Consider the following 19,053-nt stretch of genomic DNA (forward strand, 5'->3'; position numbering starts at 1 on the left):
GCCAGTGACGGGCTTCTTTTTTATACAAGTAACGGTAATTTCATAACAGCCTCTTCAACCGAACGCACTATATGATTTGCTTTCTCCTTTACATATGGATGGGCATGATGAAGAGTAAATGAATGCGGGGTTACTTCAAACATAGAAATATCATTGAAAGAATCTCCAATACAAGCAACTTCATTTGCTTCAATTTGCAAATGGTCCATTAGTCGCTTTAGAGCACTCCCCTTACTCACGCCCCTTGGCATAATATCAACATAGCGTTTACCTGATATAAAAACTTCCGCTTCGCCTTGAAACGTATCTCGTAGCTCTTGATCTAGCGTCACAATTTTCTCTTCTTCACCAAAAACAAACAATTTTGCAGGGTGTACAGTCTTACCAAACTCTTCTTCTAACGCTTCAATTTCAGCGATATGCACGCCCATATACGCTTCAAAATTATGGTGATGTTCATTTTTCCTTTTTGTATATCGCTGCTCATTTGCACAAACAATATCCGCTAGTCCTTTTTTATGTATATATCGATATATTTCCTGGGCAGCCGCATTTTCAAAACTCGATTCATGAAATAAATTCCCATCCGGAAATAACATTGTCGCTCCATTTAAGCCAGTTGTGTAATATGGGAATGAAAACCTTTTTACAACTTCATCAATTCTGTGTGTAAAGCGGCCAGAGGCAAAACAAATATTTGTCCCTTTCTCAGCTAACCAACACAGCGCACGTTCATCTTCTTTTTGCATATGATTCACATCGTAAACGAGCGTGTCATCTAAATCACTTACAAATAATTTAATCATGTCCTCTTCCCCTTCCATACACAATATCTACTCTAAGTGTACACAAAAAATGTTTGATTTTTGTTAAAAAACAATAAATTTTTACTAAAAAAAATAAACGGGTACATAATCCCGTTTATTTTTGTCTTTTTACATTTTGAGGTCTTACTATACTTGGTCGTACTTTTAAACTAGACATTGTTGGACGGAGTAAAATTTTTGTTAATGCGCCCCAATCAAATGGTAAAAACGGCCATAAATAAGGTGTTTGTAAACTTTTTATAGACGTTAAAAATAAAATTAATATCGTCATACCAATTACAAATCCCATCTCATGGAAGAGACCTGTTAAAATAATAACAAACAATTTCCCAACCTTATTTCCGAGTCCCAATTCATAACTCGGTGTTGCATATGCACCAATCATTGAAACCGCTACATACAAAATTACTTCTGGCACAAACAAACCTACATCAATTGCAATTTGCCCAATTAATATAGCGGAAATCAACCCTGCTGCAGACGATAGCGGCGTTGGAGTATGAATAGCTGCCATCCTTAAAAACTCAAGTCCGACCTCTGCCATTAACACCTGTAATAAAATTGGTAAATGTGTCATCTTAGTCGGTCCAATAAAAGCAAGATTTGGTGGCAAAAGAGTTGGATCAAATACAAACACTAACCAAAATGGTAATAAAAATAACGAGAATATAACACCTAAAAAGCGCACCCAGCGTAAAAATGTACCGACAGCTGGATTTTGTCTAAACTCTTCTGCATGCTGTAAATGATGAAAATATGTTGTCGGTGTAATCATAGCACTTGGTGATGTGTCAACGAGTACTAACACATGCCCTTCTAGTAGATGATTTGCTGCTACATCTGGCCTTTCTGTATATCGAATAAGTGGGAATGGGTTATAGCTTTGCTTTACAACAAATTCTTCTACTGTTTTATCCGCCATCGTAATTCCATCTACATCGATGTTATTTAATTCTTGTTTTATAATCTTTACTAAGTCTGGGTTTGCAACATCTTGAACGTATGTAATACAAATATCCGTTTGTGATCTATCTCCTACTCGAATAATTTCATTTCGAAGACGTGGATCTCGAATTCTTCTACGAATTAATGCTGTATTTACAACGATATTTTCAACAAATCCATCTCTCGCGCCGCGTACTACCTTTTCGGTATCTGGTTCTGTCGGTGTTCGCCCTGGATAACTACGAACATCGATCGCGAACGCTTCCGTTTCACCTTCCACAAATATCACAATGAGTCCTGATAATACTTGGAGCATTACCTCATCCATCGTTTTCACTTTGCTTACTTGTTGATGGATTAAGCGATTCTCTAAAAGCTTCACTGTATCTTCTTCTACATCCCTTATCTCATTTGTATCCACCGCTTCTTCTAAAATAGGGATAATATAATTTGTATCACAAAGTCCGTTTACAAATAACACACCAATTTCTTTATTCAAAATTTGAAATTTACGAATGCCAACATCGTATGTAACGCCTAGTCCAACTGTCTGCTTTAAATAATTTTCATTGTCACTTATGAAAGTTGATATAGGGATATCCACTTTTTTAGGCTTCGTCATAAAAACCACTCCTTTCCAAAATTAATTGAATCGCTTTTCTAGTAATAGGTGACCCTCTCTCCCATTCATCATTCCCGCACATTTTACCAATATCACCAACTCCAACAATGACAGGAACATTTAAATCGTCTAAGCAATATATTGTATCTCCACTAATCCTGCCAATTTCACCATCTGGAAGTCCAAATTTATCAACACCGTATTCGGTTAAATTCCCATTCCGATCTACACTTACATCTACACGTGCCCATTCCCAACGATGCGTATTAGACGCTACTGCTAAAATTCCGAGCACATCAATTTGTTTATGGGTAGCCACATATTTTAAAGCCTTCTCACCAGATCCTTCTCCAATAAATCCACTGTCATCAAACATGACAAATACAGGGTCATATGGCGTTTGCATAATAAGCTCAACAACTCTTTTCCCTGTCAATTTGGTTGGATTACTTTGTGATGCTGAAATACACCTTCCCCCAAATTCCTTTGTTAAAAGCTCAATTGTCCGCTTTGCATATTCATCTCCATCTGTGACCAAAACAACCCTTCGTCTCATTTGATTTATCCTTTCGGTTTACATATAAGTGCTATAAAAAACGAAAACAATATCGCTGCGGAAATGCCCGCAGATGTTAAACTAAACATGCCAATACCAATTCCTAAATATCCATGTTTTTCTGCTGCATGCATTGCTCCGTGCAATAGTGAATGTCCAAAACTTGTAATAGGGACTGTTGCTCCAGCACCTGCAAACTTTATTAGTTTATCGTACAATCCAAATCCATCTAAAATTGCTCCGATGACTACAAAAGTTGCCATTAAATGAGCTGGTGTTAACTTTGCGAAATCTAACAATAGCTGCCCAATTACACAAATAGCTCCACCTACAAGAAATGCATATATAAAATCCACAATTCACTCTCCTTTAACTCTTTCAAATACGACACCATGTGCAATTGTTGGAATCGTTTCTTTCTGTTGCATCATCATCGGGCTTAATAATGCGCCAGTGGCAACGACAAAAATTCGTTGTAAATTCCCTTTTTGCATCTCGTGTAATAAATGGCCATATGTGACAACTGCTGAACAAGCGCAACCACTACCACCTGCAAACACTTCTTCTTGACTTGATTCATAAATCATCAATCCGCAATCATTGTATATATGCCCAAGATCGTAACCTTCCTCAAGTAAAAGTTGTTTTGCAATCGGCGTCCCAACAGCTGATAAATCACCCGTAACAATCAAATCATAATCATCGGCACTTCTTCTTAAATCTTCAAAATGCTGTTGAATTGTATGAGCTGCTGCTGGAGCCATCGCTGCCCCCATATCCAAAGGATTTGTGATTCCTAAATCTTGCACTTTTCCGATTGTAGCCGCCGTAATTTTAATTGCACTTTTTTCATTGCTAATTAATATAGATCCTGCACCAGTCACAGTTGAATTTGCTGTCCCTGGCTTTTGCCCACCATACTCTGTTGGATAGCGAAATTGTCTTTCAGCCGTTGCATTATGACTACTTACTGTAGCTAAGACACGATTTGCAAATCCACCGTCTATAAAAGCTGAGCCAACTGCTAAAGTCTCCATAGACGTCGCACAAGCGCTAAACATTCCTAAAAAAGGAATGCCCCACTTACGCGCAACATAATTTGCTGTCACTGTTTGATTTAATAAATCTCCCGCTAAAAAGAAATCAATTTGCGATGTTTTTATATTCCCTTTTTGCACTGCTTGTTGAATTGAGTCTGACATTAATCTTCGTTCGGCGAGCTCCCAATTTTCCTCTCCACAATGCAAGTCATCGTATGAAATATCAAAATCTTTTCCAAGAGGGCCCTCAGCTTCTTTCGGACCGACAGCAGTACCCGTTGCATTCACATATATATCATTTTGAAATACCCACGTTTGTTTTCCGGTTAACCTCATACTAGCCCCTCCTTTAAGACATAAAAACTTTAAAGGTATACCTTATTAACCCAATGATATATGCACCAACAACCCCAAATACAATTACACTTCCTGCCAGTTTAAACATATTTGTAGCAATCCCTAGAACAACCCCTTCGCTCTTATGCTCTAAGGCAGCACTCGCCATAGAATTTGCAAATCCTGTCACCGGTACCGCTGATCCTGCTCCAGCAAATTGACCGATTTTATCATATACACCACACCCTGTTAAAATCGCGGATAATAAAACAAGAGTTGCAACAGTGGGGTTTCCTGCCTCTTGTTCACTGAAGTGAAAATAATGTATATAAAATTTCATCAATACTTCTCCAACTGTACAAATGAGTCCACCTACAAGAAATGCTTTGATACAATTTAGTAAATAGTTTGGCTTTGGATGATACTCCTTCACTTTATTTATGTAATCATCCTTCAATTTCTGACTTGTCATTTATATACTGCCTCCTACTTTACGAAATAAATCCAGTGAAACAACGAGCCTATTACTTTCCCAAGTACAAGAGCAACGAGTAAAACAACAATCTTCCCCTCTACCCCTACTCGTTTCGCTAAAATAGGTAGAACATTTAACACCTCTGTTAATGCTGCAGCAAGCATTCCAATGAACGTGCCACAAAATATCCCTAATATAACGAGCCAATATTGCGACGTTTGAAATGTAATGTTTTTCAAACTGCACCAAGCCCCTGTTAAAGTACCTGCAATGACTGCCCACTCAAAATATTGAATATGCTTTCCACTTCTCGTTAATTGGGCTAAACGGGGGATTATACCAAGTACAGCTAAAAATGCGACATATCCGCTACCTACCGCAATCCCTCCAGCTAAACCAATTAAAATAACAAATCCAGACTCAATCATCGGTAAGTTGTTTCATATTATCCTTGTTTTCATTAACGATTACATATTGATCAAGTGACTGTTGGTATTGAAACATCTCAACTTCTAGCGGACTTGGCTCTTCATTAATTCGCTTTTGAAATACATGATTAAAGAATAAAACCATCCCTAAGCCAAGACCTAAAGAATAAGGAATTTGAAATAAAAGTGGTTGCGCATTAAATTCTCCAGTAATCATGTAATATAACCGTTGATGTACTTGTTGCATACTTACATCTTCATGGAAATAAATGATCGCAAGGGCCGCTCCAATGAAAAGTAACAGCCATACAAGCCCGAAAAAAACTGGATGCGCCTTCTTTTTTTCGTATATAATTTCAACAAGAGTTTGTCCAGAACCGAGTAAATTAATTTGTACATGAGATGCTTTCTGTTGAATAATCTCAATTACTTTCATAACATCAATTACAACATGCGTCTTATCATGCGCTGTTATTTTGTAAACTATCTCATTTTGTAACAACTCAACTACGGAAGAATCTCCGGCAAGTTGAGCAACATCGCCCAGCTTTACTTCATAAGTAGGAGAAACTTTTAAACGATTGCGCATTTTAATATAAATCGTTTGTTCCAACTTTCATTCACCCCTTCACTCTTCCTCGTAGTTGTAGTATGGTTATTGAATTTTTTTCTAATACAATTTTTTCATAAAAAAACATCCGCACCATTTCGGTACAGATGTTTTTTACTTATGCCTTTTTCTTAAATAAGTTTGCAATACTTAATGCAAGCCCTCCCCAAATGACTACTATTCCAATAACCATCATCATAATTGCTGAGCCACTCATTATGAAACACCTCGATCTTTCCATTCTTTTTCAAGCTTGGCAGAATCCGAATGTATTTGTGCATTCCATTTCTTTAGACTAATAATTAGCGCAACGATAAGGAAGGCTGCTGCTATCGACCAACCATACGTTACAACAAACTCAGTCGGATAATCTCCATAATTCTTTTTAATGTTTTGGATTGTACCATCAATTAGCATATACCCTAACATAAGCGGAGTAATAACGAGTAAACTTACTCTCCAAAACGTTCCTAATTTAATATCAGATACAAAGTTTGCATGATTTTGATAAACTGGTAAACGACGTAAAATGAGCCCTATCGTCACTACTTCCGCAAGTGCAATTGTAATTAATCCGAAATTATTAGCGAAATAGTCGACAACATCTAAGAACATAAGCCCACCACGTGTTGCAAATACAAGAGAAACTAACACGAGAAGGGTTCCCATAATTCCAATGGTTTTTTCCCGACTTAAACTGAATTTTTCAGATACAGCGGCAAAACATACTTCCGCGAGTGAAATAAGTGATGTGATTCCAGCAACCGTTAACGATAAGAAAAATAATACACCAAACAACGGTGACATCGGCAATTCATTAATAATTTGCGGAAATACTACGAACGCAAGCCCAACGCCAGCACTTGCTACTTTATCAACCGGTACTCCCATATTATTCGCCATAAATCCAAGAGCTGCAAAGACCCCAATACCCGCTAATAATTCAAATCCTGAGTTTGCAAATCCAGTAATAAAGGCATTATTTGTTGTATCCGAGTTTTTCGGTAAATAACTAGAATACGTAATCATAATTCCAAATGCTAAAGATAAACTAAAGAATATTTGACCATAAGCAGCAAGCCATACTTTCCCATCAAAAATACGACTCCAATCTGGTTTAAAGAATGCATCTAGTCCTTGCATAGCACCTTCCATCGTCACTGCACGAACGACGATAATAAGGAACATAACAACTAATAAAGGAATAAATATACGGTTAACAACTTCTATTCCTTTTTTAACTCCTTTAAATGCAACGCCAAGCACAATAATCCAAACGAGAGCTAATGGAATTAATACTTCCGGTACAAGTCCTCCAAATTGCCCTGGCTTATCTGCAACATGTAAGTACTCTTTAAATAAAAATGATTGCGTGTCTTTTCCCCATGCTCCAGTAATTGCAAAGTATGTATACGATATAGACCAAGCAATAATCACTGCATAATATGTTGAAACGATAAATGTTACGCACATTTGCCACCATCCAATAAATTCGGCACGCGGGCTAATACGGAAAAATGTAAGTGGTGCTGAGCCACGATGACGATGACCAAGAGCAAACTCAAATGCTAACAATGAAATACCCGTCGTTAATAATGCAAATAAGTACGGTAAAAAGAATGCCCCGCCTCCATTTTCATACGCTGTATAAGGAAAACGCCATATGTTTCCTAATCCAACGGCAGATCCGACCGCTGCAAAAATAAATCCAGCTCTCGTTCCCCATTGTTGCCTCGTTTCCATGTTTCCTTCCCCCTTTATGACAAGTTCATACTTGGATTATATTTTAAATTGACTAAATTATCAATAAATTCTGTTAATTTTTGCAAAAATTAACATCTCTCTCCTATTAACGGCATAAAAAAATCGAATAGACAATTATTCGTCTATTCGATCTTTCATCTGTTTTAATATTTTCTTTTCAAGTCTTGAAACTTGTACTTGCGAAATGCCTATGCGCTCTGCTACTTCTGACTGTGTTTGATCTTTATAGTAACGCAAGTATACAATTAAGCGCTCTCGTTCATCTAGTTCTCTAATCGCTTCTTTTAAAGCAATTTTATCGAACCATTTCGTTTCAGATTGATCTGCAATTTGATCTAAAATAGTGATTGGATCTCCATCGTTTTCATATACAGTTTCATGTATAGACGAAGGGGCCCGGCTCGCTTCTTGTGCTAGAACAACTTCCTCTGGCGTTAGTTCTAGTGCCTCTGCCACTTCATTAATCGTTGGAGCCCTTCCGAATTCTTTCGAAAGCTCATCTCTCATCTTTCGAATTTTGTTTCCTGTTTCTTTTAAAGACCTACTAACTTTCACTGATCCATCATCACGTAAGAAACGTTGTATTTCACCAATAATCATTGGAACTGCATATGTTGAAAATTTCACGTCGAAAGATAAATCAAATTTATCTACCGATTTCAAGAGCCCAATACATCCAATTTGAAATAGATCGTCTGGTTCGTATCCTCGATTAAGAAACCGCTGTACAACCGACCAAACGAGGCGCATATTACTTTGAACGATTGTATCTCTCGCTTGTTGGTCTCCATCTTGACTTTTTTGAATTAACGCTTTTAGCTCGTGGTCCTTTAACTGAGGTTTCTTCTTCTCATTTTTGACCTCTATGTCCATAGGCTATTCTCCTTAATTGCATAGAGCGTTACTATTTGATAAGTATTTTGTCAAATGGATTGTTGTCCCGAAAGATTCGTTTGAAATAACTTCTACTTCATCCATAAAATTTTCCATGATAGTAAATCCCATTCCGGAACGCTCTAATTCAGGTTTAGTTGTAAAAAGGGGTTGTCTCGCTTCATCTAAGTTAAAAATTCCAATCCCTTCATCTCGAATCGTGAGTTTCACCATTGCTTCTTCCAAAATTACAGAAATATAAACAATACCTTCTGCATTTCCTTCATACCCATGAATAATTGCATTTGTAACCGCTTCTGACACAACTGTTTTAATCTCCGTTAATTCTTCCATCGTTGGATCTAGTTGTGCAATGAAAGCCGCCACTGTAACGCGAGCGAACGATTCATTTTGACTTAATGCTGAAAATTGAAGGTTCATTTCATTTCTCACCTATGCCACCCCCAACGTCGCGAGCGCGTGCGCTTCACTTTCTTCTAAGCGAACAATTTTGAATAAGCCCGACATTTCAAATAAACGCTTAACAGGCGGTGAAATTGCACAAACAACCATTTCTCCACCTAATCCCTTTACGTGTTTATATCGGCCTAATATAACACCTAGACCAGAACTATCCATAAACGATAAGTTCTCTAGGCTCAAAACAATATGATGAACACCATGTGTCTCAATCATATCTGTTACTTTCGTTCGCAACTCTTCAGCCGTATGATGATCTAATTCACCCGCTAGTCTCACACATAGGACGTCACGTTTTACTTCTAATTGCATGGAAAGACTCACACGATTTCCTCCTTATGCTCAAACTTTACTCATTCGCATACATAAAGATTTTCGTGATACAAAATAAGAATCCTCCCTGCTGACAAAAGAAGAACTATTTCGTCATAAAGTGAAACCTTTCAGCATTATTCACCTACATACGAATAGAAAAGCGGCAAAATATTTGCCGCTATTTTGATGTTGAAAACATCCCAAAACTTCTTTTAAATAACTCCCACCAGCTCGCTGCAGCAACATCTTCTTTTGCTACAATTGTTTGTTTTAATAAAACATCCTTATCTTTTTTAATAACAAGTGTACCAAGCGCGTCACCTTTTTTAATCGGTGCTTTTACTTTCTTTTCAGCAATTACTTCTTGTTTTACCTTGTCCATATTCTCGCCCTTCTTCATAAGAAGAGAAACATTATCTGATGCAACTAAATCTACTTTTTCTTTTTTCCCTTTCCCTACTTGAACTGTCTTAATTTTTTCGCCGCGCGTATACAATTTCTTTGTCATATATTGACCAAATGCGTAGTCAAGAAGCTTCGTCACTTCGTTGTTCCGTTCTTTTGATGTTGGTGCTCCCATGACAACTGAAATGATACGCATGCCATTTTTTTCAGCCGATGCTGTTAAACAATATTTCGCTTCTGTCGTAAAACCTGTTTTTACTCCATCTACGCCAGGATAAAAACGTACTAGCTTATTCGTATTAACGAGCCAAAACTTTTTATCCGTATCTTCACGTAAATAATCTTCGTACTTACCTGTGTATTTACGAATAAGTGGATACTTCATCAATTCTCTTGCCATTATAGCCATATCATTTGCTGTCGAATAATGGTCTTTGGCCGGAAGACCTGTTGGGTTTTGAAAATGTGTATTTTTCAGCCCTAGATCTTTCGCCTTTTTGTTCATCATATTTACAAATCCTTCTTCTGAACCTGCGATATGCTCGGCTACTGCAACAGATGCGTCATTTCCAGATGCAATTGCAATACCCTTTAACATCTCATTTACAGTCATCTCTTCCCCAGGTTCTAAAAAGATTTGCGATCCACCCATTGAAGCTGCATGTTCGCTCGCTCTAACTTTATCGGTCAGTTTTAGTTTTCCTTTTTCAACTTGTTCCATAATTAAAAGCATTGTCATAATCTTTGTCATACTAGCAGGTGGTAATTTTTCATTTGGATTTTTATCAAATAAAACTTTACCTGTATCTTGCTCAATTACGATTGCTGACGACGCTTGTTCCGCTAACTTCGGCGTTGTTTCTTCTGTTTTCTCCTGCTTCGTTTTCTCAGATTGTGCAAAACTCACTGAAGTTCCAGAAAGCAATAACATGAAACAAACAAGTATTCCAAAAACTCGCTTCATGACTAACCCTCCATTCTATATCAGACCTATTTTTTCCAATTTATCTTTTTTTAATACCAAATTTTTCTAACATTTTCAGTTGACAAATACATTCGTCCCCTATATTGTATTAAGTGTATTACACACAGTAGTACACATAATACATATAAGGAAGGAGACATTGCTCTTGCATATTCAACTTGATCCAAGAAGCAACACTCCGATATGGGAACAAATTGTTCAAAATATAAAAGAACTCGTATTGAAGAACATGTTAGCTCCAAGTGACAAACTTCCTTCTGTACGCGAACTCGCTTCTTTACTCGTTATAAATCCAAATACAGTGAGTAAAGCGTATCAAGAGTTAGAGCGACAAGGGATTATTGAAACATTACGAGGGAAAGGAACATTTGTATCCCAATCGATTACCCCAACATTAGACGAAAGGAAAATCGCTATGGTTGAAAAGCAATTTCATCAATTACTATTAGAAGCCTCTTATCTTGGTGTTACGAAAGATAAAATTCATGATTGGATAGATTCATACTATAAAGAGATTGGAGGAAATACAGATGCTGAAAGTGACAAGCTTGAAGAAAACAATTGATAATCAAACGATTTTAGACGATGTTTCTTTCACATTGCAAAGAGGGAGTATCATCGGATTACTCGGAAGAAACGGTGCGGGGAAAACAACTTTATTGCGAACGATGGTCGGTATTTTAGACCCTGATGCAGGGACCGTTACATATGAAGATACAAACATTCATCAGTGTCCTGAAATAAAGCAAAAAATCGTATATGTTCCTGATTCTACCAATATACTGAACGGCTATACGATAAAAGAAATTGTAAATTTTTATAAAGAAGTTTATGCCGCATTTGATGAAACACATTTCTATGAATTGTTAGAACGTTTTAACTTACCAAACAAACGAATTCGTAGCTATTCAAAAGGAATGAAAGCACTGCTCGCCATCATTTTAGCTGTTTCTACAAAAGCAGAATATATCATTTTAGATGAACCGACAAATGGACTTGATCCTATCGTGAAAAGGCAAATTTTACAGTTTCTCGTTGGAGAAGTTGCAGAAAAAGAGATTACCATTTTCATCTCAACTCATCATTTAGATGAAGTGGAACAAATTGCAGATACAATCATTATGTTAAAAGGACATACTGTAGCATCTATTACGTCACTAGACGATGCAAAATCACAATTTGCTAAAATACAAGTCGCTTACGAACGTTCATTGCCTCAAAAACTAGAAAACTTAAGCAATATTAAAATATTAAATCAAACAGGAAAAGTATATACAATCTTAATTGAGGGAAATGTCGCAGCTACATTGGAAAAGTTTCATAAAGAACAGCCACTGCTCATTGAGGAATTAGCCATGTCGCTCGAAGATATTTTTATCACAACGTTTGAGGAGGATTCGCATGTTTCATAAAGCTTTATGGATAAGGCAATGGAAGCAAGGAAAATATATAATTCTATTATTTTGGTTAATTAGTTTATATCAACTACCTTATAAATATTATCAAGAAGCGCAAATGCAACTAAAACAATCAAAAATGAAGTTTGATGACTATGCATATTACTACTCCTACTATTTTCACGCATCTGATGGTGCCGTCCTCTTTCAAGGAGTTACTCTTATTGCACTTGCTTGTCTTTTAATCGGATGGGAACGTAACAATCAATCAACTGATTTTCTATTCTCGATGCCTTTTAAACGAAAAGATATTTTTTTAACAAAATGGTGGCTTGGTGTTTTGAATATTATTACAGTGCAAATTGTTTGCTGGATTAGCATGTACGGAATAAAGAACATGTCGTTTCACAATGAGCATCAAATCTTTACTCCGTTCTATAGTTACTTTCTATATGCTACGGTTGTACTTATCGCTATTTATACATTCACCTTATTTATCGGAACCATTACTGGACATATATTCTCTCAAAGTAGTTTAACTATCATTCTATTATTTTTACCATACGGTTTTGGATTGTTAATTTCCGGATTCATTTATTCCCATACACAATGGTCTTTAGATGCAATAGGAGAAATAGAGCAACGTACTCATGAGTACTTACAACATATAGATATCATTTCACCATTAGAATCTTTTTCTATTACTTATGATTACCACCCGATAGAAACATTTGATGACTATGGCAATAAACTTTCTAGTGTACCACAGGACAATCCAATGGAACGTACTTCTGTACCTTCTCCTTGGACACTATTAACACCATTTGCTTACATCATTATCTTTTTATCAATGGCAACCTTTCTATACACACGTACACCGAACGAACAAAACGGAAAAATACTATTGTTTCCCAACTTGCAAAAATGGTTCATGATTTGCACTGTTCTATGCTTCGGACTGCTTGGCGGTAGAATATTAGGCGGACGAGATGCACTTCTGCCTTATTATGTTGGATTTTTCCTATTCGCTATCATAAGTTACTTCATTTTTACACGTCTATTAAAATTGAAGTTTGCTTTTAGAGGGAAATAAACATACATTAAGGTGATGAATACATGTTTCAAAAAGCATTATAGATGTGAAACTATAAACACGGAACAATGGCATTAATAGAAGCTGACGAAAAAGTCATACAATGACAAAAGAAAGATGTTATGAATTATTTAACTCTTATATGAACTAAATAAAAAGGCATTGCACAAGAGCAATGCTTTTTATTATATATATCCCTATCTAAATAAGGAGGTTATTTCACATTCTCTCTCCTATCCCCATACACCATCTCTTCTTTCATCCCAAATCCATCACCATTTTGCACAATTTGCTCTGTCGGTGCAACTACACTTTCGGCAATTTTCCATTCCCCACGCTCTTTTACAAATACTTGTAGAAAATAGTTCATACCATCTAATTGATATGCATTTTCTTTTTTCACATTATAGTGAATCGCAATGTAGTACACTTGAATGTTTTCTTTCCCTATTTTTGATACGTATTGCGATAGTCTCGGTATATAAAGTGCTGCTTTCTGAAAAGATAGTTGCTTCGCTTTAACAAGCGATGAACTTATTACATTACGTAATGTGTCCCGATTACGAATATTATCGCTATGGTGGAATAATACTGCGTTTTGCATAGAACGAACCCATAATTTCGAATATAAAACTGTATTATCAGTTTCAATGTACTTCACTTCTTTTCGCACCACTTGGATAGGCGTATCTGCATACGTGAATGTTTGAAAATAGAAAAAACTACCAAATAAAATGGTAAGTGCAGCAATATATTTCATAATCTTTCCTCCGATCTTTTAATTAAAGTATCGGAGTTTCAAAATATTTTTATTCAAAAGAAAAAGGATAGGAATGCTTTCGCTTCCTATCCTCATTTATTATAATACGCGGCCAAATAGTTCTAAGACCATTTCTATTTCTTGGTCGCTCCAACCTTTAAATCTCTCTTTATAATATTCTTTACGCACAGCTTCAAGTTTTTCAGTTACTTCTCTTCCGTGCTCTGTAATTTCTAAGTACACGATACGACGATCTGAATTAGAACGTTTTCTTTCTACTAATCCTTTTCGTACAAGTCGATCTGTAACAGCTGTAATATGACTGGAGGTTACGTTTACTTCACTCGCAATTTGCGAAGCCATCTGTGGACTGTTTAAAAATAACGCACGTAATACAGAAAATTCATTATATGGCATATGTTCTGCAAAACGTGTATTAATATCATTTTGTAATAAACGTATCATTTTTCGAAATGATGCAGATAAATCTAAAATCAGCGTTTCTCTTTTTTCGTTCAATAGCCTCGTCCCTTTTTTATCATATTTACACATATTATAATCTATAAATACCTATATTGTATATGATTTCTTTCCTCAACATTCTCATTTATGTAACTTTTTTCATATAAATTTCTTTTTTGTTCACACATATACATATAAAAAGGATGGTGATGGAAAATGCAGGGTGGAATAAATCCTTATTTACACAACGTACGCACAGCTAATACTGGTAAAGAAGCTACTATTACTGTACAAGGCGAAGGCGTTGTCAAAGCAAAACCAAACGTTGTTATATTAACGCTTGGCATTCGAACTGATAGTAAAAATGTAAAACAAGCGCAGGAAGAAAATGCAGTACAATCAAAACAATTGCTGGATGCACTTAAACAGCTTGGTATTGCCGATAAAGATATAGAAACGATTTCTTATACGATCACTCCTCAATACGAATATGTAAATGATAAAGCATTGCTACAAGGATACCGTGTGGAGCATTTGTATGAAATTACCGTTTTAAATGTACAAAAAGCTGGGGAAGTATATGATATAGCCGTATCAAATGGCGCAAATGTAGCAAAAGGTTTACGTTTCCGAGTATCTCATCCAAATAAATATTATGAGCAAGCTCTCATTCAAGCTCTGCACCAGGCAGTAGAAAAAGCTCGTGCTATTGCGAGTACATATAATCTAAATATTAATCCTGTTCCCCTCTCATTCGTTGAAGAATCTGCCCAATTACCACGGGAGGTTACGTCTTATGCTACTTTACATGCACAAGCAGCCCCGCCCATTCAATCTGGTGAATTAGAAATCATTTCATCCATACGGGCTATTTTTACGTATTTATAACGAATTCTCTTTACAAGTAAACGTTATCATTTTACTTGTTGTAAAAACATGATGTTCTGATATAATAAAGGACGGTGAGCTCTTACAAAAGAGATATCACGGGTGGGAGAGGGATATGAAAAAGAAGGTTTAACATGAAAGGAATACTTGAAAGAACATTTAAATTAGGTTTACACGAAACATCACCAAAACAAGAAGTTTTAGCTGGAGTTACGTCATTTTTCACAATCGTATATATTATGATTGTAAATGCATCCATCTTATCAGATGCTGGCATTCCTCTTGAAGCTGGAATTTTAGCAACTGTTTTTAGTTCATTTGTCGGATGTCTACTCATGGCATTTTGGGCAAATGCACCTGCTATTCTTGTCCCTGGTATGGGTGTAAATGCATTCTTCACGTACACAGCTGTGCATACGCTTGGACTAACTTGGCAAGAAGCATTAGCTGCTGTCTTTATCTCTGGTATTATTTTTGCAATTGCCGCTTTTACACCAATCGCTCGCGTGCTATCAGTATCAATTCCAAAGTCATTAAAGGAAGCGATTACTGTCGGCATTGGATTATTTTTAGCGTTTATCGGATTGCAAAAAGGTGGTTTAGTCGTTTCGAACCCAAATACTGCTGTGGCAATGGGGAAATTAAGTAATCCTGTCGTTCTTGCGACATTACTTACTCTTATCATTGCACTTGTATTATTTATTCGTAACGTACGTGGAAACTTTTTATGGACGATTGCAATAGGAACTGGTATCTCATGGTTATTTGGTCTTGTGGATACGAGTCAAGTGGGAAATAGTTCATTCTCATTCGCTAATTATGGTGATGTGTTTGGAGCTATGTCATTTGGGAAACTTTCTTCCTTACCATTTTGGATTGCAACATTCTCTTTAAGCATGGTGCTTATTTTTGAGAACATGGGACTTCTGCACGGTTTATTAGAAGATGATCGTAAATTCCCACGTGCTTACCAAGCCAATGCAATTTCAGCAATGACATGTGGTCTATTTGGCACAAGCCCTACCGTTTCAACAGTAGAAAGTGCCGCAGGTATTACTGCAGGTGGTAAGACAGGTCTGACGTCTATCGTTACTGGGTTGCTATTCTTTGCATCACTGTTTGCTCTTCCGTTTGTCAAATTAATTCCTGATAGTGCCATTGCACCAATCTTAATTATTATTGGCGGTCTGATGATTACAAGCATTCAACAAATTCCTCTGAACGACTTTTCAGAAGGATTTCCAGCATTCTTAATTATCGTTATGATCCCGCTCACATATAGTATCGCTGATGGCATTGCGTTCGGATTTATTGCTTACCCTATCTTAAAAGTTTCTCTTGGAAAGCGTAAAGAAGTCGCACCATCTATGTATATCATTACATGCTTATTCTTAGCTATGTTTGTATTACATGCTATTGGTTAAGAAAAACCACCGAGGAAATCCTCGGTGGTTTTTTACTTAAACCATCCTTTTTTATAAAACCATGCCATCATTCCGCCGCCAATTAAAGCCATTAGAAGAAGACAAATAAAATAACTATATTGTCCACCAAGCTCTGGCATATGCGTAAAGTTCATTCCATATACTCCCGCAATAAATGTTAATGGCATGAAAATAGTCGAGAATACAGTTAATGTTTTCATAATGTTATTCATATGATGTGAGTTTAATGAAAAATAACTATCCCGAATATCCGCCGTTAACTCTCGACTTGCCTCAATCATTTCCGTAAGTTTAAGTAAATGATCATGTATATCTTTAAAATAAATCTCATGATCACTTATACCGTAAAAACGAGTGGAATTCAAAATACGATACAATAAATCACGCATTGGAATAATTGTACGTCTTAACTTAGATAAATCTGCCCTAATATCAAATACTTCTTCTAGCACGGCTCCTGCTGTCTCACCTGTTAAATTATCATCAATCGCATTTAAATGATCTTCAATGTAATATACAGGTGCGAAATAATCATCTACAATTTGATCAGTGATTGTATGTGCTACATGTAAAGGTCCTTTCTTAATCCGCCTCTTCTCACCAAGTGTTTTCCATACTCTTTCAATTGCATTATTATGAGAAAAATGGAAAGAAACAATATAGCGATCACTAACAAACAAATCAATTTCATGTGGTTCTAGCCCATCTTCTCCAAACGCGTGAAGAACTAAAAAGTTATATCCATCATAAAAATCAACTTTTGGCCTCTGTACATATTCTAGACAGTCTTCAATTGCAAGGGGATGGAACTTAAAATGGTCTTGCAGAATATATGTATACTCTTCTTTCGTTGGCTTATATAAATCTAGCCAATACCATACAATATGGTCTTTCTTTGTTTCTTCTAGAGAAACATCATATAATACTTCATCTGTTTTTGTTACTGCACAAATTCTAATCATAATTTCACCCATTATTATTATAAACAAAAAATAGTAAAAAAAGCCAAGGAGAAATCTCCTCAGCTTTTTTTTATTACTTCGTTACGATACCGTGTACTAAAGTTGGTGCATCTACGTGTTCTTTAGAGATCTTCATGTTCTCATAAATTTTCGCTTTTACATCTTCAACATTTTCGCGGTTTGCGTAAATTGTAACAAGGGATTCACCTTGCTTCACGCTATCGCCTACTTTTTTGCGCAGCATTAAGCCAACTGCTAAATCAATTTCTGACTCTTTCGTTGCACGTCCTGCTCCTAAAAGCATTGCTGCTGTTCCGATTTCGTCTGCAACGATCTCTGATACATATCCGTCTTCTTTCGCTTCCACTTCAATTTTAAATTGTGCTTGTGGCAATTTAGAAGGGTCATCAACAACAGATGCGTCGCCGCCTTGCGCTGATAAGAACGTTTTAAATGATTCTAGCGCTTTTCCGTTGTTCATTACTTCAATTAGCTTTTCACGTGCATCTTCTAAAGATGAAGCTTGTCCAGCAAGGTACACCATTTGACTTCCAAGTGTTAAACATAGCTCTTCTAAATCTTTCGGCCCTTTACCTTGTAATGTATCAATTGCTTCTTGTACTTCTAATGCGTTACCGATAGCTTCACCGAGTGGTTGACTCATATCAGAAATAACTGCCATCGTATTACGACCAACGTTATTACCGATGCGTACCATTGCTTCTGCTAAACGTTTTGCATCTTCATCCGTTTTCATAAATGCACCTGCTCCAGTTTTTACATCAAGAACAATTGCATCTGCACCAGCAGCAATTTTTTTACTCATAATCGAACTTGCAATAAGCGGAATTGAGTTTACTGTTGCTGTTACATCACGAAGTGCATATAACTTTTTATCAGCAGGTGTTAAGTTACCACTTTGGCCGATAACAGCGATTTTGTTTTCATTTACAAGACGCATGAATTCATCGTTTTCAATTTCCACATGGAATCCTGGAACTGCTTCTAATTTATCAATTGTACCACCAGTATGTCCTAAACCGCGTCCAGACATTTTCGCTACTGGTACATCTAAAGCAGCTACTAATGGACCTAATACAAGTGTCGTCGTATCACCAACACCACCTGTCGAATGCTTATCTACTTTTACACCTTCAATAGCTGATAAGTCAATTGTATCGCCGCTATTTACCATTGCCATCGTTAAATCCGCACGCTCTTGATCGTTCATATCTTGGAAGAAAATTGCCATTGCAAGTGAACTTACTTGATAATCAGGAATATCACCATTTGTATATCCTTCAACAATAAAGTTAATTTCTTCTGTCGTTAATGCATGTCCGTCACGTTTTTTTGCAATTAGGTCCACCATTCTCATTGTGAAG

The 19,053-nt window shown here is 36.5% G+C and carries 23 protein-coding genes; 5 read left to right on the forward strand and 18 right to left on the reverse strand.

What is annotated here, in order from left to right; translation table 11 throughout:
- Positions 1-20 precede the first annotated feature (20 nt).
- From JFU02_RS11645 to dacF, 14 genes are all read right to left on the reverse strand, one after another.
- The gene (locus JFU02_RS11645; RefSeq protein ID WP_003307772.1) at positions 21-824 is read right to left on the reverse strand and encodes an HAD family hydrolase; all 804 of its coding nucleotides are present in this window, start codon (positions 822-824) and stop codon (positions 21-23) included.
- Between the two features lie 97 nt (positions 825-921).
- A complete protein-coding gene (spoVAF, locus tag JFU02_RS11650) occupies positions 922-2,394 on the reverse strand; it encodes a spore germination protein SpoVAF (RefSeq protein ID WP_000165594.1) in 1,473 nt (490 codons plus the stop codon).
- On the reverse strand, positions 2,381-2,950 hold the full coding sequence (gene spoVAEA, locus JFU02_RS11655; protein WP_086407646.1) for a stage V sporulation protein SpoVABEA: 570 nt from the start codon (positions 2,948-2,950) through the stop codon (positions 2,381-2,383). The genes spoVAF and spoVAEA overlap by 14 nt, the downstream gene beginning before the upstream one ends.
- A 5-nt stretch (positions 2,951-2,955) precedes the next feature.
- A complete protein-coding gene (gene spoVAE, locus JFU02_RS11660; protein WP_000345907.1) occupies positions 2,956-3,306 on the reverse strand; it encodes a stage V sporulation protein AE in 351 nt (116 codons plus the stop codon).
- A gap of 3 nt (positions 3,307-3,309) precedes the next feature.
- On the reverse strand, positions 3,310-4,326 hold the full coding sequence (gene spoVAD, locus JFU02_RS11665; RefSeq protein WP_001241139.1) for a stage V sporulation protein AD: 1,017 nt from the start codon (positions 4,324-4,326) through the stop codon (positions 3,310-3,312).
- A gap of 13 nt (positions 4,327-4,339) precedes the next feature.
- The gene (gene spoVAC / locus JFU02_RS11670) at positions 4,340-4,798 is read right to left on the reverse strand and encodes a stage V sporulation protein AC (RefSeq protein ID WP_061666335.1); all 459 of its coding nucleotides are present in this window, start codon (positions 4,796-4,798) and stop codon (positions 4,340-4,342) included.
- A 14-nt stretch (positions 4,799-4,812) separates the two neighbouring features.
- The gene (gene spoVAB, locus JFU02_RS11675; protein ID WP_000572939.1) at positions 4,813-5,229 is read right to left on the reverse strand and encodes a stage V sporulation protein SpoVAB; all 417 of its coding nucleotides are present in this window, start codon (positions 5,227-5,229) and stop codon (positions 4,813-4,815) included.
- A complete protein-coding gene (locus JFU02_RS11680; protein ID WP_061666334.1) occupies positions 5,222-5,842 on the reverse strand; it encodes a stage V sporulation protein AA in 621 nt (206 codons plus the stop codon). Before JFU02_RS11680 ends, spoVAB begins: the two co-directional genes overlap by 8 nt.
- Positions 5,843-5,957: 115 nt before the next feature.
- Positions 5,958-6,056 carry a methionine/alanine import family NSS transporter small subunit gene (locus tag JFU02_RS11685; RefSeq protein ID WP_000016826.1) on the reverse strand — a complete coding sequence of 33 codons (99 nt, stop codon included), beginning with the start codon at positions 6,054-6,056 and terminating at the stop codon, positions 5,958-5,960.
- Positions 6,056-7,582, reverse strand: a complete 1,527-nt coding sequence (locus tag JFU02_RS11690) for a sodium-dependent transporter (protein WP_000450089.1) — start codon at positions 7,580-7,582, stop codon at positions 6,056-6,058. Before JFU02_RS11690 ends, JFU02_RS11685 begins: the two co-directional genes overlap by 1 nt.
- 135 nt (positions 7,583-7,717) lie before the next feature.
- Positions 7,718-8,476, reverse strand: coding sequence for an RNA polymerase sporulation sigma factor SigF (gene sigF, locus JFU02_RS11695; RefSeq protein ID WP_000350729.1), 759 nt, complete (start codon positions 8,474-8,476; stop codon positions 7,718-7,720).
- Between the two features lie 12 nt (positions 8,477-8,488).
- Positions 8,489-8,929: an anti-sigma F factor gene (gene spoIIAB / locus JFU02_RS11700; protein WP_001243398.1), complete on the reverse strand. Its 441-nt coding sequence runs from the start codon at positions 8,927-8,929 to the stop codon at positions 8,489-8,491.
- On the reverse strand, positions 8,930-9,280 hold the full coding sequence (gene spoIIAA / locus JFU02_RS11705; RefSeq protein WP_000059133.1) for an anti-sigma F factor antagonist: 351 nt from the start codon (positions 9,278-9,280) through the stop codon (positions 8,930-8,932).
- Between the two features lie 169 nt (positions 9,281-9,449).
- Entirely contained in the window at positions 9,450-10,640 is a 1,191-nt protein-coding gene (gene dacF, locus JFU02_RS11710) for a serine-type D-Ala-D-Ala carboxypeptidase DacF (protein ID WP_086407649.1), read from the reverse strand.
- Between the two features lie 166 nt (positions 10,641-10,806).
- On the opposite strand from dacF, the gene JFU02_RS11715 reads away from it, so the two are divergent.
- Genes JFU02_RS11715 through JFU02_RS11725 form a run of 3 tightly spaced genes read left to right on the forward strand, consistent with a single transcriptional unit; the run spans position 10,807 to position 13,151 of the window.
- Positions 10,807-11,226 (forward strand): GntR family transcriptional regulator, encoded by a 420-nt coding sequence (locus JFU02_RS11715; protein WP_000548040.1) that lies wholly within the window; start codon positions 10,807-10,809, stop codon positions 11,224-11,226.
- On the forward strand, positions 11,192-12,073 hold the full coding sequence (locus JFU02_RS11720; RefSeq protein WP_061666333.1) for an ABC transporter ATP-binding protein: 882 nt from the start codon (positions 11,192-11,194) through the stop codon (positions 12,071-12,073). Before JFU02_RS11715 ends, JFU02_RS11720 begins: the two co-directional genes overlap by 35 nt.
- Entirely contained in the window at positions 12,063-13,151 is a 1,089-nt protein-coding gene (locus JFU02_RS11725; protein ID WP_086407650.1) for an ABC transporter permease subunit, read from the forward strand. The genes JFU02_RS11720 and JFU02_RS11725 overlap by 11 nt, the downstream gene beginning before the upstream one ends.
- Before the next feature lie 214 nt (positions 13,152-13,365).
- Here the strand turns inward: JFU02_RS11725 and JFU02_RS11730 are convergent, their stop codons facing one another.
- Both JFU02_RS11730 and JFU02_RS11735 read right to left on the reverse strand, forming a co-directional pair.
- Positions 13,366-13,911, reverse strand: a complete 546-nt coding sequence (locus tag JFU02_RS11730; RefSeq protein WP_061666331.1) for a hypothetical protein — start codon at positions 13,909-13,911, stop codon at positions 13,366-13,368.
- Positions 13,912-14,010: 99 nt separating this feature from the next.
- Entirely contained in the window at positions 14,011-14,430 is a 420-nt protein-coding gene (locus JFU02_RS11735) for a MarR family winged helix-turn-helix transcriptional regulator (protein ID WP_001003307.1), read from the reverse strand.
- A 159-nt stretch (positions 14,431-14,589) separates the two neighbouring features.
- Here JFU02_RS11735 and JFU02_RS11740 point away from each other — a divergent pair, with 159 nt between their 5' ends.
- Together JFU02_RS11740 and JFU02_RS11745 are read left to right on the forward strand one after the other, a co-directional pair.
- Positions 14,590-15,261: an SIMPL domain-containing protein gene (locus JFU02_RS11740; RefSeq protein WP_061666330.1), complete on the forward strand. Its 672-nt coding sequence runs from the start codon at positions 14,590-14,592 to the stop codon at positions 15,259-15,261.
- A gap of 134 nt (positions 15,262-15,395) precedes the next feature.
- Entirely contained in the window at positions 15,396-16,685 is a 1,290-nt protein-coding gene (locus JFU02_RS11745) for an NCS2 family permease (RefSeq protein ID WP_000676244.1), read from the forward strand.
- 32 nt (positions 16,686-16,717) lie between these two features.
- Here JFU02_RS11745 and corA read toward each other — a convergent pair whose 3' ends face one another.
- Both corA and JFU02_RS11755 read right to left on the reverse strand, forming a co-directional pair.
- Positions 16,718-17,680 carry a magnesium/cobalt transporter CorA gene (gene corA / locus JFU02_RS11750; protein WP_002026281.1) on the reverse strand — a complete coding sequence of 321 codons (963 nt, stop codon included), beginning with the start codon at positions 17,678-17,680 and terminating at the stop codon, positions 16,718-16,720.
- 61 nt (positions 17,681-17,741) lie between these two features.
- Entirely contained in the window at positions 17,742-19,046 is a 1,305-nt protein-coding gene (locus JFU02_RS11755; RefSeq protein ID WP_001243069.1) for a pyrimidine-nucleoside phosphorylase, read from the reverse strand.
- Positions 19,047-19,053 lie beyond the last annotated feature (7 nt).

It is taken from the genome of Bacillus sp. TH13, from assembly GCF_016651175.1.
GTDB lineage: Bacteria > Bacillota > Bacilli > Bacillales > Bacillaceae_G > Bacillus_A > Bacillus_A thuringiensis_S.